This window comes from Metapseudomonas otitidis, assembly GCF_900111835.1.
Taxonomy (GTDB): Bacteria; Pseudomonadota; Gammaproteobacteria; order Pseudomonadales; family Pseudomonadaceae; genus Metapseudomonas; species Metapseudomonas otitidis.
The window spans coordinates 62719-87958 of record NZ_FOJP01000008.1 but is presented as its reverse complement, the minus strand read 5'-3'; the positions used below and the strand labels follow the sequence as shown (position 1 = coordinate 87958).

26 protein-coding genes are annotated in these 25240 nt (G+C 63.4%); 3 read left to right on the top strand and 23 right to left on the bottom strand.

Going from position 1 to position 25240, the window contains the following annotated elements:
* Window positions 1-64: 64 nt before the first annotated feature.
* Together BM198_RS11725 and BM198_RS11720 are read right to left on the bottom strand one after the other, a co-directional pair.
* Complete coding sequence (locus BM198_RS11725; protein ID WP_074970122.1) at window positions 65-994, bottom strand: electron transfer flavoprotein subunit alpha/FixB family protein; 930 nt, start codon at window positions 992-994, stop codon at window positions 65-67.
* Window positions 995-1744, bottom strand: coding sequence for an electron transfer flavoprotein subunit beta/FixA family protein (locus BM198_RS11720; RefSeq protein WP_069559679.1), 750 nt, complete (start codon window positions 1742-1744; stop codon window positions 995-997).
* Between the two features lie 322 nt (window positions 1745-2066).
* On the opposite strand from BM198_RS11720, the gene BM198_RS11715 reads away from it, so the two are divergent.
* Window positions 2067-3731 carry an electron transfer flavoprotein-ubiquinone oxidoreductase gene (locus BM198_RS11715; RefSeq protein ID WP_074970120.1) on the top strand — a complete coding sequence of 555 codons (1665 nt, stop codon included), beginning with the start codon at window positions 2067-2069 and terminating at the stop codon, window positions 3729-3731.
* 57 nt (window positions 3732-3788) lie between these two features.
* On the opposite strand, the gene BM198_RS11710 is transcribed toward BM198_RS11715, so the two are convergent.
* From BM198_RS11710 to BM198_RS11625, 18 genes are all read right to left on the bottom strand, one after another.
* Window positions 3789-4349 (bottom strand): DUF1285 domain-containing protein, encoded by a 561-nt coding sequence (locus tag BM198_RS11710; protein ID WP_074970118.1) that lies wholly within the window; start codon window positions 4347-4349, stop codon window positions 3789-3791.
* A 10-nt stretch (window positions 4350-4359) separates the two neighbouring features.
* Window positions 4360-4962 carry a DUF4823 domain-containing protein gene (locus BM198_RS11705; RefSeq protein WP_074970116.1) on the bottom strand — a complete coding sequence of 201 codons (603 nt, stop codon included), beginning with the start codon at window positions 4960-4962 and terminating at the stop codon, window positions 4360-4362.
* A gap of 63 nt (window positions 4963-5025) precedes the next feature.
* The gene (locus tag BM198_RS11700; protein WP_074970114.1) at window positions 5026-5913 is read right to left on the bottom strand and encodes a radical SAM protein; all 888 of its coding nucleotides are present in this window, start codon (window positions 5911-5913) and stop codon (window positions 5026-5028) included.
* 25 nt (window positions 5914-5938) lie between these two features.
* On the bottom strand, window positions 5939-6907 hold the full coding sequence (locus tag BM198_RS11695) for a GTP 3',8-cyclase MoaA (RefSeq protein WP_074970112.1): 969 nt from the start codon (window positions 6905-6907) through the stop codon (window positions 5939-5941).
* Between the two features lie 85 nt (window positions 6908-6992).
* Window positions 6993-7631, bottom strand: coding sequence for a TetR/AcrR family transcriptional regulator (locus tag BM198_RS11690; protein ID WP_044412384.1), 639 nt, complete (start codon window positions 7629-7631; stop codon window positions 6993-6995).
* A gap of 564 nt (window positions 7632-8195) precedes the next feature.
* Entirely contained in the window at window positions 8196-8981 is a 786-nt protein-coding gene (locus BM198_RS11685; RefSeq protein ID WP_074970110.1) for a TatD family hydrolase, read from the bottom strand.
* Between the two features lie 56 nt (window positions 8982-9037).
* On the bottom strand, window positions 9038-9394 hold the full coding sequence (locus BM198_RS11680; RefSeq protein WP_044412389.1) for a PilZ domain-containing protein: 357 nt from the start codon (window positions 9392-9394) through the stop codon (window positions 9038-9040).
* 34 nt (window positions 9395-9428) lie between these two features.
* Window positions 9429-10415 (bottom strand): DNA polymerase III subunit delta', encoded by a 987-nt coding sequence (locus BM198_RS11675; protein WP_074970109.1) that lies wholly within the window; start codon window positions 10413-10415, stop codon window positions 9429-9431.
* On the bottom strand, window positions 10408-11040 hold the full coding sequence (gene tmk / locus BM198_RS11670; RefSeq protein ID WP_074970106.1) for a dTMP kinase: 633 nt from the start codon (window positions 11038-11040) through the stop codon (window positions 10408-10410). The genes BM198_RS11675 and tmk overlap by 8 nt, the downstream gene beginning before the upstream one ends.
* Complete coding sequence (gene mltG, locus BM198_RS11665) at window positions 11037-12092, bottom strand: endolytic transglycosylase MltG (protein WP_074970104.1); 1056 nt, start codon at window positions 12090-12092, stop codon at window positions 11037-11039. The genes tmk and mltG overlap by 4 nt, the downstream gene beginning before the upstream one ends.
* Before the next feature lie 3 nt (window positions 12093-12095).
* Window positions 12096-12908, bottom strand: a complete 813-nt coding sequence (gene pabC, locus BM198_RS11660; protein ID WP_074970101.1) for an aminodeoxychorismate lyase — start codon at window positions 12906-12908, stop codon at window positions 12096-12098.
* Window positions 12908-14152, bottom strand: a complete 1245-nt coding sequence (fabF, locus tag BM198_RS11655) for a beta-ketoacyl-ACP synthase II (RefSeq protein ID WP_044412403.1) — start codon at window positions 14150-14152, stop codon at window positions 12908-12910. The genes pabC and fabF overlap by 1 nt, the downstream gene beginning before the upstream one ends.
* A 108-nt stretch (window positions 14153-14260) precedes the next feature.
* Window positions 14261-14497, bottom strand: a complete 237-nt coding sequence (gene acpP / locus BM198_RS11650) for an acyl carrier protein (RefSeq protein WP_016493661.1) — start codon at window positions 14495-14497, stop codon at window positions 14261-14263.
* Between the two features lie 188 nt (window positions 14498-14685).
* On the bottom strand, window positions 14686-15429 hold the full coding sequence (gene fabG / locus BM198_RS11645; RefSeq protein WP_044412409.1) for a 3-oxoacyl-ACP reductase FabG: 744 nt from the start codon (window positions 15427-15429) through the stop codon (window positions 14686-14688).
* A gap of 14 nt (window positions 15430-15443) precedes the next feature.
* Window positions 15444-16382, bottom strand: a complete 939-nt coding sequence (gene fabD, locus BM198_RS11640; RefSeq protein ID WP_074970099.1) for an ACP S-malonyltransferase — start codon at window positions 16380-16382, stop codon at window positions 15444-15446.
* A gap of 101 nt (window positions 16383-16483) precedes the next feature.
* Window positions 16484-17494 (bottom strand): phosphate acyltransferase PlsX, encoded by a 1011-nt coding sequence (gene plsX / locus BM198_RS11635; protein WP_074970096.1) that lies wholly within the window; start codon window positions 17492-17494, stop codon window positions 16484-16486.
* Between the two features lie 3 nt (window positions 17495-17497).
* Window positions 17498-17680 carry a 50S ribosomal protein L32 gene (gene rpmF / locus BM198_RS11630; protein ID WP_044412415.1) on the bottom strand — a complete coding sequence of 61 codons (183 nt, stop codon included), beginning with the start codon at window positions 17678-17680 and terminating at the stop codon, window positions 17498-17500.
* Between the two features lie 13 nt (window positions 17681-17693).
* Window positions 17694-18221 (bottom strand): YceD family protein, encoded by a 528-nt coding sequence (locus BM198_RS11625; protein ID WP_044412418.1) that lies wholly within the window; start codon window positions 18219-18221, stop codon window positions 17694-17696.
* A gap of 107 nt (window positions 18222-18328) precedes the next feature.
* Between BM198_RS11625 and BM198_RS11620 the strand changes: the two genes are divergently transcribed.
* The gene (locus BM198_RS11620) at window positions 18329-18907 is read left to right on the top strand and encodes a Maf family protein (RefSeq protein ID WP_074970094.1); all 579 of its coding nucleotides are present in this window, start codon (window positions 18329-18331) and stop codon (window positions 18905-18907) included.
* Window positions 18908-18958: 51 nt separating this feature from the next.
* Here the strand turns inward: BM198_RS11620 and sppA are convergent, their stop codons facing one another.
* From sppA to rluC, 3 genes are read right to left on the bottom strand one after another with little or no spacing between them, the layout of a single operon-like run.
* Window positions 18959-19939: a signal peptide peptidase SppA gene (gene sppA / locus BM198_RS11615; RefSeq protein WP_074970092.1), complete on the bottom strand. Its 981-nt coding sequence runs from the start codon at window positions 19937-19939 to the stop codon at window positions 18959-18961.
* Window positions 19932-20624 (bottom strand): HAD-IA family hydrolase, encoded by a 693-nt coding sequence (locus tag BM198_RS11610; protein ID WP_074970090.1) that lies wholly within the window; start codon window positions 20622-20624, stop codon window positions 19932-19934. Before BM198_RS11610 ends, sppA begins: the two co-directional genes overlap by 8 nt.
* Window positions 20617-21570 carry a 23S rRNA pseudouridine(955/2504/2580) synthase RluC gene (gene rluC, locus BM198_RS11605; RefSeq protein WP_074970361.1) on the bottom strand — a complete coding sequence of 318 codons (954 nt, stop codon included), beginning with the start codon at window positions 21568-21570 and terminating at the stop codon, window positions 20617-20619. The genes BM198_RS11610 and rluC overlap by 8 nt, the downstream gene beginning before the upstream one ends.
* 562 nt (window positions 21571-22132) lie before the next feature.
* Between rluC and rne the strand changes: the two genes are divergently transcribed.
* Window positions 22133-25228, top strand: a complete 3096-nt coding sequence (gene rne, locus BM198_RS11600) for a ribonuclease E (RefSeq protein WP_074970088.1) — start codon at window positions 22133-22135, stop codon at window positions 25226-25228.
* Window positions 25229-25240 lie beyond the last annotated feature (12 nt).

Sequence of the window (25240 nt, the reverse complement as noted above, 5' to 3'; positions counted from 1 at the left end):
GGAATCATGCAGGGATGAAAAAGCCCGCCAGGAGGCGGGCTTTTTCACGACTGGAGCAGCGGGATCAGACCAGCTTTTCCAGCTCGGGTACGGCTTCGAACAGGTCAGCCACCAGGCCGTAGTCAGCCACCTGGAAGATCGGGGCTTCTTCGTCCTTGTTGATAGCGACGATGACCTTGGAGTCCTTCATGCCGGCCAGGTGCTGGATGGCACCGGAGATGCCCACGGCGATGTACAGCTGCGGGGCGACGATCTTGCCGGTCTGCCCGACCTGCATGTCGTTCGGCACGAAGCCGGCGTCGACGGCGGCGCGGGAAGCACCGACGGCAGCGCCCAGCTTGTCGGCCAGGGAGTACAGGTGCTTGAAGTTGTCACCGTTGCCCATGCCACGGCCGCCGGAGACGACGATCTTGGCTGCGGTCAGTTCGGGACGGTCGGACTTGGCCAGCTCTTCACCCACGAAGGCGGACTTGCCAGCGTCGTTGGCAGCGCCCACGGCTTCGATGGCGGCGGAGCCACCTTCGGCAGCAGCAGCGTCGAAACCGGTGGTACGAACGGTGATCACCTTGATGGCAGCAGTGGACTGCACGGTGGCGATGGCGTTACCGGCGTAGATCGGACGCTTGAAGGTGTCGGCACTTTCAACGGCGATGATCTCGGAGATCTGGTCGACGTCCAGCAGTGCAGCAGCGCGCGGCAGGAAGTTCTTGCCGTTGGTGGTGGCAGCAGCCAGGACGTGGCTGTAGCCCTTGCCCAGCTCGGCGATCAGGGGCGCGACGTTTTCCGGCAGCTGATGGGCGAAAGCCGTGTTGTCAGCAACCAGTACCTTGGAAACGCCAGCAACCTTGGCAGCCGCTTCGGCAGCACCGCCAACGCCGGAACCGGCAACCAGGACGTGAATGTCGCCGCCGATCTTCTGGGCAGCGGTCACTACGTTCAGGGTAGCGGCGGCCAGGGCGGAATTAGTGTGTTCAGCGATAACCAGGATAGCCATTTAGATTACCTTCGCCTCGTTCTTCAGTTTCTCGACCAGTTCAGCCACGGACTTGACCTTGATGCCGGCGCTGCGGGCAGCAGGCGCTTCGACTTTCAGGGTCTTGACGGTGGAGGCGGTGGAAACGCCCAGGGCGTCGGGGGTAACCACGTCCAGCGGCTTCTTCTTGGCCTTCATGATGTTCGGCAGCGAAGCGTAGCGCGGCTCGTTCAGACGCAGGTCGGTGGTGACGATGGCCGGGAGATTCAGGGCCACGGTCTGCAGGCCGCCGTCGATCTCACGGGTGACGTTGACCTTGTCGCCAGCGACTTCGACCTTGGAGGCGAAGGTGCCCTGGGCGAAGCCAGTGAGGGCGCCCAGCATCTGGCCGGTCTGGTTGTTGTCGCTGTCGATGGACTGCTTGCCGAGGATCACGAGCTGGGGTTGCTCCTTGTCCACGACGGCTTTCAGCAGCTTGGCGACGGCCAGGGAGTTCAGCTCATCGGCCGACTCGACCAGGATGGCGCGGTCAGCACCGAGGGCCAGGGCAGTACGCAGCTGCTCTTGAGCGGTGTTCGGGCCAATGGTGACGACGACGATTTCGGTCGCGACGCCTTTTTCCTTCAGACGCACGGCCTCTTCGACAGCGATCTCGCAGAAGGGGTTCATCGACATCTTGACGTTGGCGAGGTCGACGCCGGAGTTGTCCGCCTTGACGCGGACCTTGACGTTGTAGTCGACCACTCGTTTGACAGCTACAAGAACCTTCATGGATTCCTCGTTACTCTCCGGTGAAATAAGAATGTCGCCAAGGCGAACCTGGCGGGTGATGCTCATCGGCCGGAACCGACGGTCAGCCCATACGGCGAGTGCAAAACCGACCGTATCTTGACCGTAACACCCAAACCGGTCAATACGGGAAAATACCCAGTCATAAGCCGCAGAGCCTTATCCTATCAGGCTTTGACAAAATTCAAACAAACGTTTGTATTGGACCCGCCAAAGGGTGTGGATATAATGCGCCAGCTCTGGTCAGGGATCGAGCCTAGCCCTCCCACATAAAACATCGAAGAGAGCCTTGAGGAGATAGACAGTGGAACGCGAATACATGGAATTCGACGTCGTCATCGTCGGCGCCGGCCCGTCTGGCCTGTCCGCAGCATGCCGACTGAAGCAGAAGGCCGCCGAAGCTGGTCAGGAGATCAGCGTATGCGTGGTCGAGAAAGGTTCCGAAGTCGGCGCCCACATCCTCTCGGGTGCAGTCTTCGAACCGCGCGCGCTCAACGAACTGTTCCCTGACTGGAAGGAGCTGGGCGCTCCGCTGAACACTCCGGTCAAGCGCGACGACATCTATATGCTCAAGGATGCCGAGGGCGCGATCAAGATCCCCGACCTCTTCGTGCCCAAGACCATGCACAACGAGGGCAACTACATCATCTCCCTGGGCAACCTGTGCCGCTGGCTGGCCCAGCAGGCCGAAGGCCTGGGCGTCGAGATCTACCCGGGCTTCGCCGCCCAGGAAGCGCTGATCGACGAGAATGGCGTGGTTCGCGGCATCGTCACCGGCGACCTTGGTGTCGACCGTGAAGGCCATCCGAAAGAAGGCTACTACACCCCCGGCATGGAACTGCGTGCCAAGTACACCCTGTTCGCCGAAGGCTGCCGTGGCCACATCGGCAAGCAGCTGATCAAGAAATACAACCTCGACTCCGAGGCCGACGCCCAGCACTACGGCATCGGCATCAAGGAAATCTGGGACATCGACCCGTCCAAGCACGAGCAGGGCCTGGTGGTGCACACCGCCGGCTGGCCGATGGACATCATGGGCACCGAGAACACCGGCGGCTCCTTCCTTTATCACCTGGAGAACAACCAGGTGGTCGTGGGTCTGATCATCGACCTGTCCTACGCCAACCCCTACCTTTCGCCGTTCGACGAGTTCCAGCGCTACAAGCACCACCCGGTGATCAAGCAGTACCTGGAAGGCGGCAAGCGCGTCGCCTACGGTGCCCGCGCCATCTGCAAGGGCGGCCTGAACTCCCTGCCGAAGATGGTCTTCCCGGGCGGCGCGCTGATCGGCTGCGACCTGGGTACCCTGAACTTCGCCAAGATCAAGGGCAGCCACACCGCCATGAAGTCCGGCATGCTTGCTGCGGAGGCCATCGCCGCCGCTCTGGCCGCCGGCAAGGAAGGTGGCGACGAGCTGACCGGCTACGTCGATGCCTTCAAGTCCAGCTGGCTGTACGACGAGCTGTTCTGCAGCCGCAACTTCGGTGCCGCCATCCACAAGTACGGCGCCCTGGTCGGCGGTGCGTTCAACTACATCGACCAGAACTGGTTCGGCGGCAAGATTCCCTTCACCCTTCATGACAACAAGCCGGACTACGCCTGCCTGAAGCCCGCCGCCCAGTCCCAGCGCATCGACTATCCGAAGCCGGACGGCAAGATCAGCTTCGACAAGCTGTCCTCGGTATTCCTCTCCAACACCAACCACGAAGAGGAACAACCCTGCCACCTGAAGCTCACCGACCCGAGCATTCCGCTCGAGAAGAACCTGCCGCTGTACGACGAGCCCGCCCAGCGCTACTGCCCGGCCGGCGTATACGAGGTGGTGACCCAGGAGGACGGCAACAAGCGCTTCCAGATCAACGCCCAAAACTGCGTCCACTGCAAGACCTGCGACATCAAGGACCCGGCGCAGAACATCACCTGGGTTGCCCCGGAAGGCACCGGCGGCCCGAACTACCCCAACATGTAATCGCCACAAACAGAAAAGGCCCCAAGGGGCCTTTTTTGTTGCTTGTGGGAAAGCCGATCAAGGCTCCTCGCCGATCGGGAAGAACTCCCCGCCCGACCAAACGCCCAGCCAGCGGCGGCCATCGATCTCACATACCACCGCCAGCTCGACCAGTTGGTAGAAGACGTTGCGGTGGATCAGCGCCTCCAGGTTGGCCCGCACATGCACATAAGGCGAAGGCTCCTGGGTGACCGGATCGATCACTACGCGAATGGGATGCTCGACGCCGGCCTCCACCTCGTCCTCGACATGCGTGACGAAGCGCAGCACCTGACGCTCGCCCTCCCCGCTCACCTCAACACTTACCGCAACGAAGGGCGCGTCCTCGACGGTGATGCCCACCTTTTCCACCGGTGTCACCAGGAAGTAGTCATCGCCGTCGCGGCGGATGATGGACGAGAACAGCCGCACCATCGGCTTTCGCCCGATGGGCGAACCGAGGTAGTACCAGGTCCCGTCCCGGGCGATGCGCATGTCGATGTCGCCACAGAAATCGGGGTTCCACAGGTGGACAGGTGGCAGCCCCTTTCCCTTGGGCAGCTGTGCCAGCAGATCACCTGCCTTGCCTGTATCGCTCATGGCATCCTCCTCAGCGGCTCAGCCCCAACAGGCTGCGCGCATACTCTCTCAGGGGCGGACCGATCAGATCCTCGGGCTTCTGGTCATAGAAGGTGAACAGCCCGCCACGGTTGGTGATCCGCGCGGTGTCCACCAGGTAGCGGGTGTTGGTCTCGATCAGCATCAGCTGGATCACGCCGTTGTCGACGCCGAGCCTATCCACCGCTTCCTGGTCCTCCCACTCTTCCAGCGTGCCGATCCGGTCATCCGCATCGGCGAAGCGCGTATACAGCAGGTAGTTCGCCCCAACCGCCCGTGCCTCGCTCATCGCCTGCTCCAGGCTCACTGGCTTGCGTGCGCGACGGACCATGGGGAAATACTCGACGAAGCCCCGGAACGCCTCCTCCGCCACCACGTTCGGCCGGGTATGGGTGCCGTTCTCCGGCATGAAGGCGCTCTGGGCGATATAGATGAGGGAGTCCGCCTGCAGGCGCCACGTATTGGCACGGCGCGTCTCGCTGTGGTCCAGCAGGCCCGCATCGCTCATGTGGTCACGCGCGCCCAGGGCCAGGTCGCTCACCTTCATGCAGCCACCCAACGCCACGATCACCAGCAACACCATCAGCCTATGCATAACGTTCCTCCGTCCAGCGACGTAAATCCGGCACTGGCGGTATGAAATGCAGGTTCCGCGCCATCACAACCCACGCTGCCATTCCTGGCGAAGATTGGCGCGCCCTGGCGCAGCGATGGCCTGGCGCACCTGCTCCAGCAGGCGCGGCTTGTCCGCTCCCAGCTGCCCCTTGAGGACCAGGTAGTTGGACGCATGGTCACTGCGGAAGACCGTGTCGCGCAGCTCCAGCCCCTCCAGCATCCGCTCGACTTCGCGGAACAGGCCGATCTGGTCCAGGGGACGGAAATCCTCGAAACACGACCGCAGGCGGTCATCCCCCATGGGAAAGCTGACCACCAGCGTGGATAGAAATTCGGGCTGGGTCTCGTTCATCAACTGCGCTGAACGATCAGCATGCTGGTCACTGAGCCCCGCTCCGCCAAGCCCGTTGAGGATCATCACCGAACGGGTGATGCCAGCCTCGCCGAGCTTCAGCAATGCATCGCGGGTCGAGGCCGCGGTTTCACCCTTGTTGACCCGGGCCAGCACCTCGTCGTCCCCCGACTCGGCACCGACATACACCATCCCCAAGCCCGCATCGGCCAACTCCTTCAGCTCCTCGACCGATTTGCGGCGCAAGTTCCTCGGCAGGCAATAGCTGGAGACGCGCGTCACCTCCGGCAGGTGCTCGGCAATGGCGCGGAGAATCGTCAGCAGGCGGTGAGTCGGCAGCACCAGCGCATCGCCATCAGCCAGGAAAACCCGCTGGACGATCAGTTGTTCGCCGCAGCGACGGATTTCCTCCAGCACTTGCGCTTCATCACGCGCCCGGAATTTCTTCTGGGGCTGCGTGTACATCTCGCAAAAGGTGCACTGGTTCCACGAACAGCCGTTGGTCACCGGCAGGATCAGGGAGTTCGCCTCACTCGGCGGCCGGAACACGGGTTCGATATAGGAAACGGGAAAGCTCATGGGCTGTTTCTCGCCGAGGCGGCCGTCAGCCGCCGATGATCTTCATGACCGTCACACCACCGGAGAAGGCGACATCCTGCTTGTCCGCCAACGCGCTGACGAGCAGCCGCTGCAGTGCAGGGAGTGCCTGGTGACGGGGTTTGTGCAACAAGTCCCCCACATAGTGACGATTGCTGGAGGACAGGCAGCCATGCAGCCAGCCCGTGGACGACAGGCGCAGGCGCGAACAGGTCCGGCAGAAGGGCACACTCTCATTGGCGATCACCCCGAAGTGGCCGCGTCCCGGAATCTCATAGCGCAACGCGGTCGCGTCCACCGGCGCATCGGCCTGGACATAGGCGTACTGCTCGCCAATGGCGGCCAGCAGTTCATCCAGGCCGACGAACTGACGCTGGAAGCCAGCCGCGTCGCGTGCCAGGTGCCCCATGCGCATCAGTTCGATGAAGCGCAGCTCGAAGCCGCGCGCCAGGCAGTACTCCAGCAGGGGCAGCACCTGGTCGAGGTTCTGGCCCCGCAGCGGCACCATGTTGACCTTGATCCTGATCCCGGCAGCGGCCGCTTCATCCATTCCACGAAGCACGGACGCCAAGTCTCCTCCCCTGGCGATCCGGCGGAAGGCATCCGCATCGAGGGTATCCAGGGAAACATTGAGGCGACGGATGCCGCAGGCAAGCAGCGCGGACAACTTGCGGGAAAGCAGCTGGCCGTTGGTGGTCAGGCTGATGTCATCGAGACCGAGCTGGCCGATGCCATCCAGAAAGGCTTCGAGCTTGGGGCTGACCAGGGGCTCTCCGCCGGTGATGCGCAACCGTTCGATGCCCGCGGCTTCGATCAGGTAAGCCACACCGCGCACCAGCGCATCGGCAGGCAACTCGTCATGGGCGGCGACCAGGCGCTTGCCGTCAGGCACGCAGTAGGTACAGGCGTAGTTGCAAGCGGCAGTGAGGCTGATGCGCAGGTTGCGAAACCGCCTGCCTTGTCGATCGACGATCACGGGACGCTCCGAGGAGGGGGTGGCGCAGTATATCGCCGGGCCCCGAGCCCGTCCCATGGCTCGGCGCCCAGCAGGCGTCCATCACTCAGCCGGATGGCGACTCATTGTCACGCTTGCGCTTGTTGCCCATGCGCACGCCGATGTCCATCAGGAACTGGAAGAAGCCTTCCTGGTCTTCCAGGACGTTGCTCCAGAAGGGCGAGTGGTAGAGCGCAACGGCGCCATGCACCAGCGCCCAGGCCGCGCAGTAGTGGAAGTAAGGCGGTACGTCTTCCAGCTTGCCTTCGGCGATACGCCCCTTGATCAACTGGGTCAGGCGCTCGAAGTTGGACGCACGGATCTTGTGCAGCTGCTCCACCATCTCGGGCACCTGGCTGTTCTTCACCACCTTCTCCTCCAAGCGGTCGAACAGGCGGTAGCGCTGCGGATCCCGCATCCGGAACTCGAAATAGGCGCGGGACAGGGCTTCCTTGTCGCGATCCACGTCCGCCGAGTGGAGCAGTTCGTTCAGGTCACGCTCGTAGTCCAGCATCAGGCGCAGGTAGATCTCGGCCTTGGACTTGAAGTGCTTGTAGATCGTGCCTTTGCCGATACCCACTGCGTCGGCAATCATCTCGACGGTGACGCTGTCCTCGCCCTGCTCCAGGAACAGTTTGAGCGCGGTATCGAGGATTTCCTGCTCGCGGCGGCGAAACTCACGGACTTTACGGGGTTCTTTCTGCATAAAGGGACTATAGGGTCAAAAATCAAGCCGCGTATTATGCCTAAATGCCGGCAAAATGCACGGAACATCCGACTATGAGCGTATTGCCAGCACCCAGCCGGGCATATTAGGCAGCAGCCGACACGCCCCCGGATGGCTAGAAAGCGCGACCCAGAAGGGTTTCGCCCCTTCCAAACAGAACGCTTGGAAGATATCCAGACATCAATCCGACCGGATTCGATCAGCAATCTATAAGACGACGCCAGACGATTCGACGCTCGCTGTAAGCCCGATCAAAGTGGAAAAAGTCATGTTGCGCCCATTCTTTGGGGCTGCGGCATGCAAGACGATAGGCAGGAACAGGGGGGACTCAGCGGGCGCGGGAGTATTCCAAATCTGTTTAAAAAACGACCGATCTGCTCTGGACGCTCGGGGATATTGGCCAATACTTCCCTTTACCGGTGCGCGGCATCTCCCCCCAAGTGCCCCGCCGGCCAAAGTACCGAGGATCGCGTACTTTGTTTTACTCCTAATGGTCTTGACCCGGATTCATCCCCCAGAACCCGGGTTTTTTTTGCCTGTGCGTCAGGCAGCCGATTGGGCCAGAGGGAACAGACGGTAGAAGTTGGCCGTGGTCTGCTCGGCCAGCGCGTCATAGGACACCCCCCTCAGCTCCGCCAGGAACTCCGCCACCTCGCGCACATACTGCGGCAGGTTCGCCTTGCCCCGGTGGGGCACCGGTGCCAGGTAGGGGGAATCCGTCTCTACCAGCAACCGATCGGCAGGCACCTGGCGAGCGACCTCGCGCAGCGCCTCGGCATTGCGGAAGGTGACGATCCCTGACAGGGAGATATAGAAGCCGATGTCGAGCGCAGCCCGGGCCATGTCCCAGTCTTCGGTGAAGCAATGCAACACGCCTGCCTGGGGCAAGGCAGCTTCTCGCAGCAGGGCAAGGGTGTCCGCCCGCGCCTCGCGGGTGTGGACGATGACCGGCTTGCCGGTGATCCGTGCAGCCTCGAGGTGCAGTTGGAAAGCCTGCTGCTGGAGCTCCGCTGCCTCCGGCTCGTAGTGATAGTCGAGCCCGGTCTCGCCAATGGCCACCACACGCGGGTGATCCAGTTCCTGCAGCAACCAGTCCAGGGCTGGAGGCTGACCAGGCGCGAGATCCAGCGGGTGTACGCCGACCGAGCAGTGCACATCACCGTAGCGGTCGGCCAGGGCCTTCACTGCGGCAGCGTTCTCGGCGCTCACGCCAATGCAAAGGAATTGCCCAACGCCCCGGGCGCGCGCCGCATCGAGCGCTGCATCGAGGGAGCCGCCATGGGCAGCCAGGTCAAGGCGATCAAGATGACAATGAGAGTCGACCAACATGGTGCGGGGTGCCACTGGAGGGGTACAGGGAAGCGCCGCCTGGGCGGCGCCGGAGATTACATGGTGTGGGTGGGACGATCGGACTTCAGCGCGCCGGCCAGGTAGGTCTCGATCTTGTTGCGGGCGGTGGTGTCGCCATCGTTGAACTGCACGCCGATGCCGGCAGCCCGGTTGCCCTGGGCGCCCTTCGGGGTGATCCACACCACCTTGCCCGCCACCGGGATCTTCTCCTGCTCATCCATCAGGTTCAGCAGCATGAACACCTCGTCACCGAGTTTGTAGCTCTTGTTGGTGGGGATGAACAGGCCACCGTTCTTGATGAACGGCATGTAGGCGGCGTAGAGAACGGACTTGTCCTTGATCGTCAGGGACAGGATCCCGTTACGCGGGCCTAGATTGGGTGGGAGACTCATTCGGCGTTCCTGCTGGCTGGCTCAGTGGGCGATTCTAGCCCGGTCCGGGCAAGCTTGCCCACTGCACCAGCAAGGCTTCGAGAAGCAAGACACGGTTGAGATTGGCCTTGCCCAGCACCTTCTGCCGCTGCTGCAGGAGCCACTCCTGTATCGCCAGCACCTTGGCCTGGGAGGATTTGTCCGCCAGGTACTGGACGACCTTGCGCATGTCCGCCAGCCCCAGCCCCGCTTCGTCCTGCGTCAACTGGTAGCGCAGCATCAACTGGGCCCAGTCGCAGAACCAGTCGAACAGCAAGACCAGCGGTACCGCATTCCAGCCTTCGGCCAACTGGCTGACGCCGACTTGCTGCTTGATCAGCTTCTTCACCCCCTCCACCACCTGGGCACGCTGCTCCAGTACGCCTTGTCCGTGCAGACGCAGCGCGGTCAGCGGCGAGCCGCCGGCCAGGGCCAACAGGTCCGATCGGGTCGCGGCATCACTGTCGGGCAGCGCCCGGGCGAGCCAGGCCAGGCTCTCCGCCTCACCTGGCAACGGGCATGCCTGCTGTACACAGCGGCTCTTGATGGTGGGCAGCAGGCGGCTCGGCTGGTGGCTGATGAGCAGCAGCACGGTGTCGCCGGAGGGTTCCTCCAGACTCTTGAGCAGGGCGTTGGCCGCGTTCAGGTTCATGGACTCCGCCGGCTCCAGCAGTACGACCTTGCGCCCACCCAACTGAGCGGTCTGCACGACGAAATCCACCAGGTCTCGCACCTGATCGACACGGATTGCCTTGTCGACCTCCTCAGGCTCCAGCACGTAGTTGTCAGGGTGAGTGCCCGCTGCCAGCAGGAAGCAGGACTTGCACTGACCACAGGCATCGTTTCCCGCAGGTTGCTGGCACAGCAGCCGTGCCATCAGGCGTTCAGCAAGCGCACGCTTGCCGATGCCGGCCGGCCCGTGCAGCAGGTAGGCATGGGCATGACGCGGGCGACCGGCCAGGTGCTGCCAGAGCGAATCCTGCCAGGGGTAGGCTTCAGCCATGGCAGCGCTCCAGCAACTCCGGCAGAAGGGCGTCCAGGTAACGCTGGACATCGGCCAGGGGCTTCGCCGCATCGATCACCCGGTAACGCTCGGGCGCCTCGGCGGCACGCTCAAGATAGGTCTGGCGAACGGCGTCGAAGAAGCTGCGGTCCTCCTGTTCGAAACGGTCCAGCCGGCCACGGGCTGCGGCGCGCTGGAGGCCCACTTCCACCGGCAGGTCGAACACAAGGGTCAGGTCCGGACGCAGGCTGCCCTGGACGAAGCGCTCCAGTTCGGCAATACGCGCCATCGACACACCCCGGCCACCGCCCTGGTAGGCGTAGGTGGCGTCGGTGAAGCGATCACACAGCACCACCTGCCCGGCCTTAAGCGCAGGGCGGATGACGCGGTCCAGGTGCTGGGCGCGGGCGGCGAACATCAGCAGCAGCTCGGTATCCACCGCCATCGACTCGTCACTGGGCGCCAGCAGCAGCTCGCGGATGCGTTCGGCCAACGGCGTGCCACCGGGCTCGCGGGTTAGCAGGACTTCAACGCCACGCTCGCGCAGGCGAGAGGCGATGAAGTCTCGGTTGGTGCTCTTGCCGGCCCCTTCGGGGCCTTCGAGCGTAATGAACAGGCCGTTCACGGGGTGTCCTTCTTGCTGACGGGAGCGGGACTCGAGCGGTAGTCCGCACGGCGGTTGAGCTGGAACTCACGGACCGCCTTGTTGTGCGCTTCGAGGGTCTCCGAAAAAACGTGGCTACCGTCGCCACGGGCGACGAAGTAGAGACTTTTGCCTTCCACCGGGTTGAGGGCCGCATGGATGGCCTCGCGCCCCACCATGGCGATGGGCGTCGGCGGCATTCCGGCGATGACGTAGGTGTTGTAGGGCGTCGCTTCGCGCAGGTGGGCGCGGGTGATCTTGCCGGTGTAGCGCTCACCCAGGCCGTAGATCACCGTGGGGTCGGTCTGCAGCAGCATGCCCTGCTGGAGGCGACGGATGAACACGCCGGCGATCTGCCCACGCTCCTCCGGGACGCCGGTCTCCTTTTCCACCATCGAGGCCATGATCAATGCCTCGTAGGCATCCTTGTAGGGCAAGCCCTGGGCACGGGATTGCCACTCCTCGTCTAGGACCTGCTCCAAGCGCTGGTGAGCCTGGCGAAGCAGGTCCGTATCACGCATGCCACGTACATAACGGTAGGTATCGGGGAAGAATCGCCCCTCGGGATGCTGGCCTTCCAGACCGAGGCGCTTCATCACCTCATCATCGCTGGCACCGGCCAGGGTCTGTTCCAGCTTGACCTGCTTGGCCAACGCGGCTCGCAGTTGGCGGAAATTCCAGCCTTCGACCAGGGTGAGGCTGTACTGGACGACATCGGCCCGCTGCCAGAGCCCGAGCAACCCTTCGGCGGTCATGCCCGGGGTCATGCGGTACTCACCGCTGTGCAGTGCCTGGCCGGAAAGGTTGAAACGCCAGTACTGGCGCAGCCAGAAGGCACTGTGGATCACGCCCTGCTCTTCCAGTCGATTGAGCATGCCACCCGGGGTGGCACCCGCCGGCACATCGAGCAGGCGCTCCTCGCTGAGGTCGAGGGGCTGGGTGAGGGCCAAGTGCTGTTGCCAACCCGCGAACGCCAGCAAGATACCAACGAGGAACAGGCCACCCTGCAGCAGCATGAGCAATTTGCGAATCACGAATCAGCAGTCCAGTTGGGCGAGGGCAAGGGGCTGCAGTTTACGGGTGAGCGGGCCCACCGACCAGACATGCTCGCTGCAGGCGCGCACCGGCCAGATGCCATAGAGGCTGTTGCAGGTAAAGACCTCGTCAGCGACCGCCAACTCGTCGAACGCGATGTCGCGGACCTGGACGTTGATTCCCTGGGCTGCGGCCAGATCCAGCAATGCCGCGCGCATGACACCCTGCACACCACAGCGCTGCAGGTCCGGCGTCAGCAACTGGCCGTCATGCACGAGGAAAAGGTTGCTGAACACGCCCTCGATCAGCCGGCCCGAATGGTCTCGTACCAACCCTTCCGCATAGCGGGGGTCACTCCACTCGGCACGCGCGAGAACCTGCTCAAGCCGGTTCAAATGCTTGAGGCCAGCCAGCAGGGGTTGCTCGGCCAGGCGCGTGGTGCAGGGAAAAAGCTCGATGCCCTCTTCGGCGCATACCGATGGGTAGGCAGGCAATGGACTGGCCATCAGCAGGCGACGCGCCGGGCCGCTGGAGGGTGCATAGCCGCGCAGGCCATCACCCCGGGTGACGATGAGCTTTGCAACGCCCTCCCCCAATTCGGCGGAGAATGCCAGGAGCTCGTTACGAACGGTCTCCAGATCCAGGGACAGGAAGAGCCGACGCGCGCCTTCAGCCAAGCGCGCCAGATGACGCTCCAAAAGGCTTGGAACGCCCCGGCGAACGGCGATGGTCTCGAACAGTCCGTCGCCGTAGGCCAGGCCGCGATCCCTCATGGGAAGGGAAGCGGCCGGCCGGCCATCGATCCAGTCGTCCATCAGCCCTCGAAGCGACGGAACACCAGGGAACCGTTGGTGCCGCCAAAGCCGAAGGAGTTGGACAGGACGACGTCGATGGGCATGGAGCGCGCCTGGTGAGGCACGAAATCCAGGTCACAGCCTTCATCCGGCTCCTCCAGGTTGATGGTCGGCGGAGCCACCTGGTCGCGGATCGCCAGCACGCTGAAGATCGCCTCAACGGCCCCGGCAGCGCCCAGGAGGTGACCGGTCATCGACTTGGTCGAGCTCACCGCAACGCGGTAGGCGTGATCGCCGAAGACGCTCTTCACGGCAGCGGCTTCCGCCAGGTCACCGGCCGGCGTCGAGGTGCCATGGGCATTGATGTACTGCACCTGGTCCGCATTCAGACCGGCATCACGCAGGGCGTTGCGCATGCAGCGCGCGGCACCGGCGCCGTCATCCGGCGGAGAGGTCATGTGGAAGGCATCGCCACTCATGCCGAAGCCGACCAGCTCGGCATAGATGGTGGCGCCACGGGCACGGGCGTGCTCCAGCTCTTCGAGCACCAGCGCACCGGCGCCATCCGACAGCACGAAGCCATCGCGCCCTTTGTCCCACGGGCGGCTCGCGCGAGTCGGCTCGTCGTTGCGGGTAGACAGTGCACGGGCCGCACCGAAGCCGCCGAGACCGAGGCCGCAGGCCGCCATCTCGGAGCCACCGGCGATCATCACGTCCGCCTCACCGTAGGCGATGTTGCGCGCCGCCATGCCGATGCAATGGGTACCGGTGGTGCACGCCGTGGCGATGGCGTAGTTAGGCCCCTGGATACCCAGGTGGATCGACAGGAAGCCGGACACCATGTTGATGATCGACCCCGGGACGAAGAACGGCGAGATGCGCCGCGGTCCCTGCTCGATCAGCGAACGGCAGTTGTTCTCGATGTTGGTCAGGCCACCGATGCCCGACCCCATGGCCACGCCGATGCGCTCACGGTTGGCATCGGTCACTTCCAGGCCAGCGTCACGCACGGCCTGGAAACTCGCAGCCAGGCCGTACTGGATGAACAGGTCGAGCTTTCGTGCTTCCTTGGCCGACAGGTACTGCTCGACATCGAAGCCCTTGACCGAGCCGCCGAAACGGGTGGCATAGGCCGACAGATCCATATGCTCGATGAGGCCGATGCCACTGCGGCCAGCCAGGATGCCTTGCCAGCTATCGGCGACGGTGTTGCCCAAGGGCGACAGCATGCCAAGGCCGGTGATCACGACGCGTCTACGCGACACAGCGCTCTCCTTTTACATGTTGCTGATCGGCGGCAAAAACCGCTTAAAGAAAAGCCGCACGACCTTCAGGGTCGTGCGGCTTTTCCAGGTCGGGGAACCGACGATTACTTATTGCGCGTGAGCGTTGATGTAATCGATGGCTTCCTGAACGGTGGTGATCTTCTCGGCTTGCTCGTCCGGAATCTCGGTCTCGAATTCCTCTTCCAGAGCCATCACCAGCTCAACGGTGTCAAGGGAGTCGGCGCCCAGGTCTTCAACGAAGGAAGCGCTGTTGGTGACTTCGTCTTCTTTGACGCCCAGTTGCTCGGCGACGATCTTCTTGACGCGTTCTTCGATGGTGCTCATACCTTGTTTTCACTCCTATGGAAAAATCCGTGCAGCTTGGGCTGCAGTGTATAGAAAGGGTTTTCTGCTTTTCAAGCAGGACTCCGAACCCCTTCAGGCCCCGTCAGGAGCCGTCCAGAACCCAATTGCACTCGAGTACCGGATTTTAGACAGCTCGTATGACAGTTTCCTGAGGGGATTCGTCACATTCAGCTCATGTACATCCCACCGTTCACCGGAATGGTAGCCCCTGTCACGTAGGAAGCACCATCGGAAGCGAGGAATCCGACCACCTTCGCAATCTCCTCGGCCTGACCAAGGCGAGCCAGCGGAATCTGGGTCAACAGGGCCTCGCGCTGCGCATCGGGCAGTTCGCGGGTCATGTCGGTATCGATGAAGCCAGGGGCAACGGAGTTGACGGTGATGGCGCGAGAGCCCACTTCACGGGCCAGCGCCCGACCGAAGCCCTCGAGACCGGCCTTGGCAGCAGCGTAGTTGGCCTGGCCGGCGTTACCCATCGCACCGACCACGGAGCCGATGTTGATGATGCGGCCCCAGCGCGCCTTGGTCATGCCCCTCAGAACTGCCTTGCTCAAGCGGAACAGGCTGTTCAGGTTGGTATTGATGACGTCGAACCATTCGTCGTCTTTCATGCGCAGCATCAGGTTGTCGCGGGTGATGCCGGCATTGTTCACCAGGATCAGCGGCTGCCCCAGATGCTGCTGGATGTGCTCCAGCGTGCTGGCGACGGATTCATCGCTGCTGACATCCAGAACCAGGCCGGCCCCTTCGATGCCGTGCTCCTTCAGGTATTCGGCAATGCGCTCGGCGCCGCCCGGCGTGGTGGCAGTACCGATGACGACGGCACCTTGGCGGCCCAGTTCCAGGGCGATGGCCTGGCCGATACCACGGCTCGCGCCGGTAACCAGTGCGACCTTACCTTGCAGACTCATGTTCTTCTCCTTGATCAGGCCAGCGCAGCGCGAGCGGCTGCGAAGGCGTCGGGGGTATCCAGGTTATGGGTGGCGATGCCCTTGACGCAGCGCTTGTTCAGGCCGCTCAGGACCTTGCCGGGGCCGCACTCGACGAGATCGGTCACACCCTGCTCGGACAGGCGCACCATCGACTCGACCCAGCGGACCGGGCTGTAGAGCTGAGCCAGGAGGTCGGCCTTGAGCACATCAAGATCGGTCACCACCGAGGCGCTGACGTTCTGCACCAGCGCGATCTCGGGCGCCTTCCAGTCCAGCGCCTGGACAGACTCGGCGAAACGCTCTGCAGCAGGCTTCATCAGGGCACAGTGGGACGGCACGCTCACCGGCAGCGGCATCGCACGCTTGGCACCGCGCGCCTTGCAGGCTTCGATGGCACGCTCGACAGCTGCAGCCGAACCGGCAATCACCACCTGGCCCGGCGCGTTGAAATTCACCGCACTGACCACGTCACCCTTTGCAGCCTCGGCACATGCTGCCAGTACATCGGCATCCTCGAGACCCAGGATGGCCGCCATGCCGCCCTGTCCAGCCGGGACGGCCTGCTGCATCAACTGCCCACGGCGCTCGACGAGCTTCACGGCGTCAGCGAGCTGCAGGCTGCCTGCGGCTACCAGAGCGGAGTATTCGCCCAGGCTGTGACCGGCCACATAGGCAGGGCGTGCGCCACCTTCCTGCAGCCACAGGCGCCACAAGGCGATGGACGCGGTCAGGATCGCCGGCTGGGTCTTGTCGGTCTGGTTGAGGCTTTCCTCGGGACCTTGCTGGGTCAGGGCCCACAGGTCATAGCCGAGTGCTTCGGAGGCTTCGCCGAAGGTCTCTACGACCAGGCGGCTCGAAGCGCCGTGCTCGGCCAGCATGCCAAGGGACTGAGAGCCCTGGCCGGGGAAAACGAATGCGAGGGATGCGGACATTGGAACGGTTCCCGTGTTTGCCTTGTTCGATTCGCACACCTGGCGGCGCCAGGCGCAACGGACTGACAGTTGGATGACAACCCTCGGCCAGCGGTCACATCCTAGAGCAACAGATCCTCGAGCCGCCCATGGAGTCGCTGCGGCAGATTCTCCCGCACCTCGATGACGGCACGACGAATCGCACTCTGGAAACCATCCGCGCCAGCGGAGCCGTGGCTCTTCACCACGATCCCCTGCAGCCCGAGAAAGCTCGCGCCATTGTGGCGGGACGGAGCCAGGTCACCCTTGAGACGACTCAACAGCGGCAGCGCCAGCGCGCCAACCAGACGGGAGCCAAGATTCTCGGTGAACAGGGACTCGATGCGCGCGGCAATCATCGCCACCAGCCCCTCGCTGGACTTGAGCAGGATGTTGCCGACGAAGCCATCGCAGACCACCACATCCGCTTCGCCGCGATACAGCGCATCGCCCTCGATGTAGCCGATGTAGTTCAACCCATTGGCCTGCTGAAGCAGGCTGGCCGCGAGCTTGACCTGCTGGTTGCCCTTGATGTCCTCCGTGCCGACGTTCAGCAACGCCACACGAGGGCTGCGCAACCCGAGCGCCTCAGCCGCAACGCTGCCCATCACCGCAAACTGATAGAGATGCTCGGCACTGCAATCCACGTTGGCGCCAAGGTCCAGCAGGTGGCAATGGCCGCGCGCCGTGGGAATCGCAGTCACCATGGCAGGCCGATCGATTCCCGGCAGGGTCTTGAGCACATAGCGGGAAAGCGCCATCAACGCACCGGTATTGCCGGCGCTCACGCAGGCATGGGCACGCCCGGCACGGACGAGGTCCAAAGCGACACGCATGGAGGAGTCGGGCTTGCTGCGCAGCGCCTGCGAGGGCCGCTCGTCCATCGCCACCACTTCGGCAGCATGCTCGACGGACAGGCGTCGACGATCGACTCCGCTTTCGCGGGCGATGAGCTCTTCAAGGACGGGGGCTTGGCCGACAAGGACCAGATGCAAGGAGGGGAACTCAGCCAGGCAGGCAATGCTGGCCGGAACAATGCAACGGGGACCGAAGTCCCCGCCCATTGCGTCAATCGCTATAACAGAGACAGACAAGGATTACTCGTTCGAGCCCTTGTCGATCACTTTGCGACCACGGTAGAAGCCGTCCGGGGAGACGTGGTGGCGCAGGTGAACTTCACCGGTGCTCTTCTCGATGGACAGGGCATTGGCCTCGAGGGCGTCGTGGGAGCGACGCATGTCACGGGCAGAGCGGGATTTTTTGTTCTGCTGAACAGCCATAATCAATTAACTCCTAAACGTTTGGGTCACGCTTTAACTGCGCCAGTACGCTGAACGGGTTGGACCGCGGAACCTCGTCCTCGCTCGGTTCGGGCTCATCAAGCCCCGCCGGCTGCTGGCATTCCTCAGGGTCATGGGCCGGAACAATGGGCAAGGCCAGCAGAAGCTCGTCCTCGACCAGAGTCAGAAGATCCAGCGGATCCTCACCCACTTCCAGCACGTCATAGCCCTTGGGCAGTGACTGGCTGTCCGCACCCTCCTTCACCACGGCGTACGTACACTCGCTGTGGATCGGCAGCGCGACCAGCTCCAGGCAACGCTGACATACCATCTTGACCTCGACGTCGAGCTCGCTGTGGATCACCACAGTGCGCTGCTCGTCGCGCTCGAACGAAAGCCTCACGGTGACGCGACCTGCGTCATCGGAGAGGGGATCGCACAAACGCTCGAGACTGGCGAGAGGCAGCTCACCCTGGAGGGTGGCGCTGCGATCAGCCATCTTGCGCGGATCGACGTGAGTTGGAATCGGCCCATTCAACATAGGCGCGGTATTCTAGGGATGCCCCCCTGCCCTGTCAAAACAAATTCCGACCTGTCCGCCGCACGGCACGCCCGATAGAATCGCGGCATTTTTTCGCGGAGTCGATCATGACCAATCTGGTGCTCGCATCCAGCTCACCCTACCGGCGCGCCCTGCTGGAGCGCCTGGGCCTTCCCTTCACCTGGAGCGCGCCCGCCATCGATGAAACACGCCACCCGGGAGAAGGCGCCGAGCAACTGGTGCGCCGCCTTGCCGAACAGAAAGCCCGTGCCCTGGCGCACATCCATGAGCAGCACCTGATCATCGGCTCCGACCAGGTTGCCGTGCTCGGCCAGCAGGTCCTGGGCAAGCCCGGCGACTTCACCCGCGCCAAGCAGCAACTCATGGCCGCAAGCGGCGCCAGCGTAAGCTTCCTGACCGGCCTAGCCCTGCTCAATACGCGAACCGGCAGCTGCCAGGTGGATTGCATCCCCTTCACCGTGCACTTCCGCAAACTGGACGAAGCCACCATCGAGCGATACCTGCAGGCAGAGCAGCCCTACGACTGCGCCGGCAGCTTCAAGGCGGAAGGGCTAGGCGTCGCACTGTTCCGCACCACAGAGGGCGAGGACGCCACCAGCCTGGTTGGCCTGCCACTGATCCGCCTGGTGGACATGCTGCTCGCCGAAGGCCAACAGGTCCCCTGAAACGAAAAAGCCCGGCACAAGCCGGGCTTTTCTGGCAACTACCTGCGAGGTTCAGCGCAGCGAAGGCCCCTGGAACCCCATCCACATCGCCAACTGCTCAGCCATGCTCGCACCCAGGCGCTTGGCAAAGCGATCAAACGGCGTGTCCTGCTTCGTGTAATCGACGATTTCCTTGGCGCCGATGACCTCGCGCGCCACGTAGCTGGTGCTACCGAGTTTATCCACCAGACCCAGCTCAAGAGCCTGCTCACCGGACCAGACCAGGCCGCTGAAGAGCTCGGGATGCCCATCGACCTTCAGCCGATCACCTCGCCCCTTCTTCACGCTCTCGATGAACTGGCGATGAGTGATATCCAACACACCCTGCCAGAAGCGAGTCTCGTCATCCTTCTGAGGCTGGAACGGATCAAGGAACGCCTTGTGCTCGCCCGAGGTGTAGACGCGACGCTCGACACCCAGCTTACCCATCAGGTCGACGAAACCGAAGCTGGCCGCCGTGACACCAATGGACCCCACCAGGCTCGCCTTGTCCGCGTAGATCTCGTCCGCTGCACTGGCAATGTAGTAGGCACCAGATGCCCCAAGATCAGTGATCACCGCATAGACCTTGGTATCGGGATGCTCACCCCGCAGCCGCCGGATCTCGTCATAGATGTAGCCCGACTGGACGGGACTGCCGCCCGGGCTGTTGATGCGCAGAACAACCCCCTTGGTCTTCGGATCCTCGAAGGCCGCCCTGAGACTGCTCACGATGTTGTCGGCACTCGCAGCCTCGTTATCCGCAATCATGCCGCGAACCTCGACCAGTGCCGTATGGGTCTCACCACGCGCCGCCGTCTTCTGCAGATCGAACAACGGCGAAAACATCAGCAGCGCGCCGAACAGATAAAGGAAGGTCAGGAGCTTGAAGAAAATACCCCAGCGCCGAGCTCGCCGCTGTTCCTGAACGCCCGCCAGGACAGCCTTCTCAAGCAGCCTCCAACTCTTGTCATCACCACCAGCGGGTGCCGATGCGTTCCATTCATCAGACATGCAATTCCACCTTGTTCACCGGGTTGTTCGCGCCACCAGCCAACCAATGGCGCAGCTCATCAAAACGCTCGATTGCCAGCGTCGGCGACTCCAGCCGCAGGACATCAAGCGACTGCGCGCCATAACCGACCGCCACGCAGTCCATTGCCGCATTGCGTGCCATACGCAGATCAAAGGGCGAGTCCCCCACCATCAGCGACGCACCGGCATTGACACCGCAATGCGCCATGATCTGGCGCAGCATCAAGGGATCAGGCTTGCTCGCCGTTTCGTCAGCGCAGCGAGTGATATCGAAGTAGCACTCCCAACCACGCCCCGCCAGGACACGATCAAGCCCGCGCCGCGTCTTGCCCGTTGCCACCGCCAGGCGATAACCAGCCTCGCGAAACGACTCCAGCGCATCTTCCACGCCCGCAAAGAGCGGCGACGGGGCCGCCTCCAGATGACTGTAGTGCGACACATAGACCTCACGGTAGCGAGCGATCCGCTGCGGATCGGCCAGATCCGGATAAAGCACTGCAATCGCCTCGGGCAAGCCGAGACCGATGATGCCCTTGAGCGCCGAATCGTCCAATTGCGGCAGACCGCAAGCCTCAGCCGCCACCCGAAGGGACTCGACAATGCGCGAAATGGAGTCCACCAGGGTGCCATCCCAATCGAAGATCAGCAGCTGATAGTCAGGCACCCAACCGCTCCAGGGTCTGCGACCACATTTCATCCACTGGCGCCTCAAGACTCAGGGGCGTGCCATCCGGCAAAACCAGGGAGAGCGCATAGGCATGCAGGAACAGGCGTTTGCCGCCCAAATCGCGGATTTCCCGAGAAAAATCTTCATCGCCGTACTTGGGATCACCCGCAATGGCATGGCCGGCATGCCGGGTATGGACCCGGATCTGATGGGTACGGCCGGTAATCGGGCTCGCCTCGATCAAAGTGGCGAACTCACCAAAACGCCGCAGCACGCGGAACTCGGTCAGAGCATCCTTACCCTCGTCATCCACCTCCACCATCCGCTCACCGGAGCGCAGGGTGTTCTTCAGAAGCGGGGCGCTGACTTTTTTCTTCGACGTCGGCCAACTCCCCCGCACCAGGGCGAGGTAGCGCTTATCTACACCATCACCGCGCAGTGCTTCGTGGAGGTGACGCAACATGCTGCGCTTCTTGGCGATCATCAGCAGGCCCGAGGTATCCCGGTCCAGGCGATGGACCAGCTCGAGCTCGCGCGCATCGGGCCGCAGCTGGCGAAACGCCTCGATCACCCCATAACTGAGGCCGCTGCCGCCATGCACGGCAATGCCGGCCGGCTTGTTGAGGACAATCAGCCCCTTGTCTTCATAAACGATGGCAGCTTCGAGACGCTCCAGCAGCCCCTGGGCAACCGGTACCTGCTCATCCCGCTCCGCGAGACGCAGCGGCGGCACCCGAATTACATCGCCAGCCTGAAGCTTGTACTCAGGCTTGATGCGCCCCTTGTTCACCCGCACTTCGCCCTTGCGCAAGATGCGGTAGATCAAGGTCTTGGGGACGCCTTTCAGCTGGGTCCGGAGGAAATTATCAATACGCTGACCGGCATATTCCGGCGCAACTTCGAGCATTTGCACGCCGGAAGTTGGAGAGGAGGGAGTCGTCATGGCGGCGATCATAACAATTTTTTATGGATTTGAAGCACTTAATGATTGCTGCTATAGTCGCGAACGCCGCCAAAAGCGGCCGTGCCCCGGATGCTCGCCAAAACTGCCATCCCAGCCACGTGCAACCCATTCAGGACGTCAGGCCGTCCGTCAGAATCTTCGCTCCAGAACAGCGATCATTCGGAGAAAAAAGCCTTGAGCCATGACGCGTGACCACCCTAGGGCGGTCGCGGTAAATGCAACCCGCTACGGATTCTGCGAGCGGCACCCGATTTTCAAGGGACAAGTGTAGGGTGGAGATGCACAACCGTCGGACTGCGTAGCAGCGCTTCAACCAAGACGTTTTATTCCGTCCGCTGCCGATGGCTGATTCCTCCTCCTGATAAACGTTGCTTCTGTTACGACAACAGCAGCGGGAGACGTCGTCGCGACTCCGGCCAGATGGCCTGATGTCGCTGGACACGGGAGCATTAACCCGCTCCTGACACGCACCTGACACCGACCGCGAGAGTCGTGTGTGCCGGTCGCCGTTTCCGGTAGCCCCGGAAACCGACGGTACTACATGAAAAGAATGCTGATTAACGCAACTCAGCCCGAAGAGTTGCGTGTTGCCCTGGTCGACGGCCAACGCCTGTATGACCTGGACATCGAGTCGGGCGCCCGCGAACAGAAAAAGGCCAACATCTATAAAGGCCGCATCACCCGCATCGAACCCAGCCTCGAAGCCGCATTCGTCGACTTCGGTGCCGAACGTCACGGCTTCCTGCCGCTGAAAGAAATCTCCCGCGAATACTTCAAGAAGTCCCCCGAGGGCCGCGTCAACATCAAAGACGTGCTCAACGAAGGCCAGGAAGTCATCGTCCAGGTCGAGAAGGAAGAGCGCGGCAACAAGGGCGCAGCCCTCACCACCTTCATCAGCCTTGCCGGCCGCTACCTGGTGCTGATGCCGAACAACCCCCGCGCCGGCGGCATCTCCCGTCGCATCGAAGGCGAAGAGCGCAACGAACTGCGCGAAGCCCTCAACGGCCTGAACGCGCCGGCCGACATGGGCCTGATCGTGCGCACCGCCGGCCTTGGCCGCTCTAGCGAGGAGCTGCAATGGGACCTCGACTACCTGCTGCAACTCTGGAGCGCCATCAAGGAAGCCTCCGGTGAGCGTGGCGCCCCCTTCCTGATCTACCAGGAAAGCAACGTCATCATCCGCGCGATCCGCGACTACCTGCGCCAGGACATCGGCGAAGTGCTGATCGACAGCGTCGAAGCCCAGGAAGAAGCCCTCAGCTTCATCCGCCAGGTGATGCCGCAGTACCAGAACAAGATCAAGCTCTACCAGGACAGCGTTCCGCTGTTCAATCGTTTCCAGATCGAGAGCCAGATCGAAACCGCCTTCCAGCGCGAAGTGAAACTGCCCTCCGGCGGCTCCATCGTCATCGACCCGACCGAAGCCCTGGTGTCCATCGACATCAACTCCGCTCGTGCCACCAAAGGCGGTGACATCGAAGAAACCGCCCTGCAGACCAACCTGGAAGCGGCCGAGGAAATCGCCCGCCAGCTGCGCCTGCGCGACATCGGCGGCCTGATCGTCATCGACTTCATCGACATGACCCCGGCCAAGAACCAGCGCGCCGTGGAAGAAAAAGTCCGCGAAGCCCTGGAAGCCGACCGCGCCCGCGTACAGGTCGGCCGCATCTCCCGCTTCGGCCTGCTGGAAATGTCCCGCCAGCGCCTGCGTCCGTCCCTGGGCGAGACCAGCGGCATCGTCTGCCCCCGTTGCAACGGCCAGGGCATCATCCGTGACGTCGAATCCCTGTCCCTGGCCATCCTCCGTCTGATCGAGGAAGAGGCCCTCAAGGACCGCACCGCCGAAGTCCGCGCCCAGGTCCCGATCCCGGTCGCCGCCTTCCTGCTCAACGAGAAGCGCAACAGCATCACCAAGATCGAGCTGCGCACCCGCGCACGCATCGTGATCCTGCCGAACGACCACCTGGAAACCCCGCACTTCGAAGTCCAGCGCCTGCGCGACGACAACCCGGAAGTCCTCACTGGTCTGTCCAGCTACGAGATGACCCCCACCGAAGTCGAGGAACACCACCCGGCCGCCTCCACCCGCACCCTGGTTCGCCAGGAAGCCGCCGTGAAGACCGTCGCCCCCGAGCGTCCGGCTCCCGCCCCGACCGCACCGGCCCCGATGGCACCGCCCACCGCCGCCGTTGCAGCCGCCGAACCGAGCCTGTTCAAGGGCCTGGTGAAGTCGCTGGTCAGCCTGTTCGCCGGCAAGGACGAGCCGAGCCCCGCGCCCGAGAAGGCCGCCGCCAGCGAGCGCCCCGCCCGTACCGGTGAGGAGCGTCGCAACGGTCGTCAGCAGAACCGCCGCCGCGAAGGCCGTGAAGGTCGTCGTGACGACGAGCGCAAGCCTCGCGAAGAGCGCCAGCCGCGTGAAGAACGCCAGGCTCGCGAAGACCGTCAACCGCGTGAAGAGCGCCAGCCCCGCGAAGGCCGTGAGCCACGCGAAGAGCGCCAACCTCGTGCAGAGCGCGCCCCGCGCGAAGAGCGCCAGCCCCGTGAGGAGCGTCAGCCTCGCGAAGAGCGCCAACCGCGTGAAGAACGCCAGGCCCGCGAGGAACGCCAACCCCGCGAAGAGCGTCAGCCCCGTGAGGAGCGCCAGCCCCGCGAAGCCCGTGAGCCGCGTGAAGGCCAGGAGAACCGCCGCGAGCGTGGTGAGCGTCCGCCCCGTGAAGAGCGCCAACCGCGCCCCGAGCAGGCTGCCGCCGCCCCGAGCGAAGAAGAACTGCTGAACGACAGCGAAGAGCTGCTGGACGACGGCCAGGAAGGCGCGGACGGCGAACGCCCCCGTCGTCGCTCCCGCGGCCAACGCCGCCGCAGCAACCGCCGCGAGCGTCAGCGTGAAGTGAATGGCGACGAGTCGCTGGACGGTAATGAAGAAGCAGAAGGCGATGCCGAGCAGGCCAACGAGCCCTCCGAAGCCGCCGTGGTTGCAGCGGTCGCCGCCGGCTCCGTAATCGCCGTCGAAGCCGCCAGCCAGGCAGCAGAGGCAGCCGAGGTCGAGCCGCAAGCGAACGCCGTCAGCGAAACCACCGAGCAGCAGGCCAGCCTGGAGCTGATCCAGCCGCAAGACGCGCCGCAAGCGAACGAACCGGCCACTGCCGTGACCGAGCAGAGCGAAAGCGCCGAAGTGGCCAGCGAGCCTCAGGCCCAGCCGGCTGAAGTCGCCGAAGCTGCCGTCGAGCCCCAGGCCGAAGCCGCCGAGTCTCAGCCGGAACCCGTGGCAGAGGTCGTAGCCGAGCCCGCTCCGAGCGTCGAAGCTGCCCCCGCTGCCAGCGTGAGCAGCACCGGCCGCGCGCCCAACGATCCTCGCGAGGTTCGTCGTCGCCAGCAGGAGGCCGAGCGCCTGGCTCGTGAAGCCGCTGCCGCCGCCCCGGTCGAAGCCGAGGCTGCACCTGCGGTGGTCGAGGAGCCGGTCGTGGCCGAAGCCCCTGCCGAGGCACAAGCTCAGCCGACCGAAGAGGCCGCACCGGCCGCCGAAGCTGAAGCCGTCCAGGCCGAGGCCCAGGCAGAAGAAGCCGCAACCGTCGAAGCCGAGCAACCTGCTGCAGAACAGCAGGCCAGCGAGGAAGAGAAGGACAAGCCGACCGTCTGAGGCCTGCTTGCT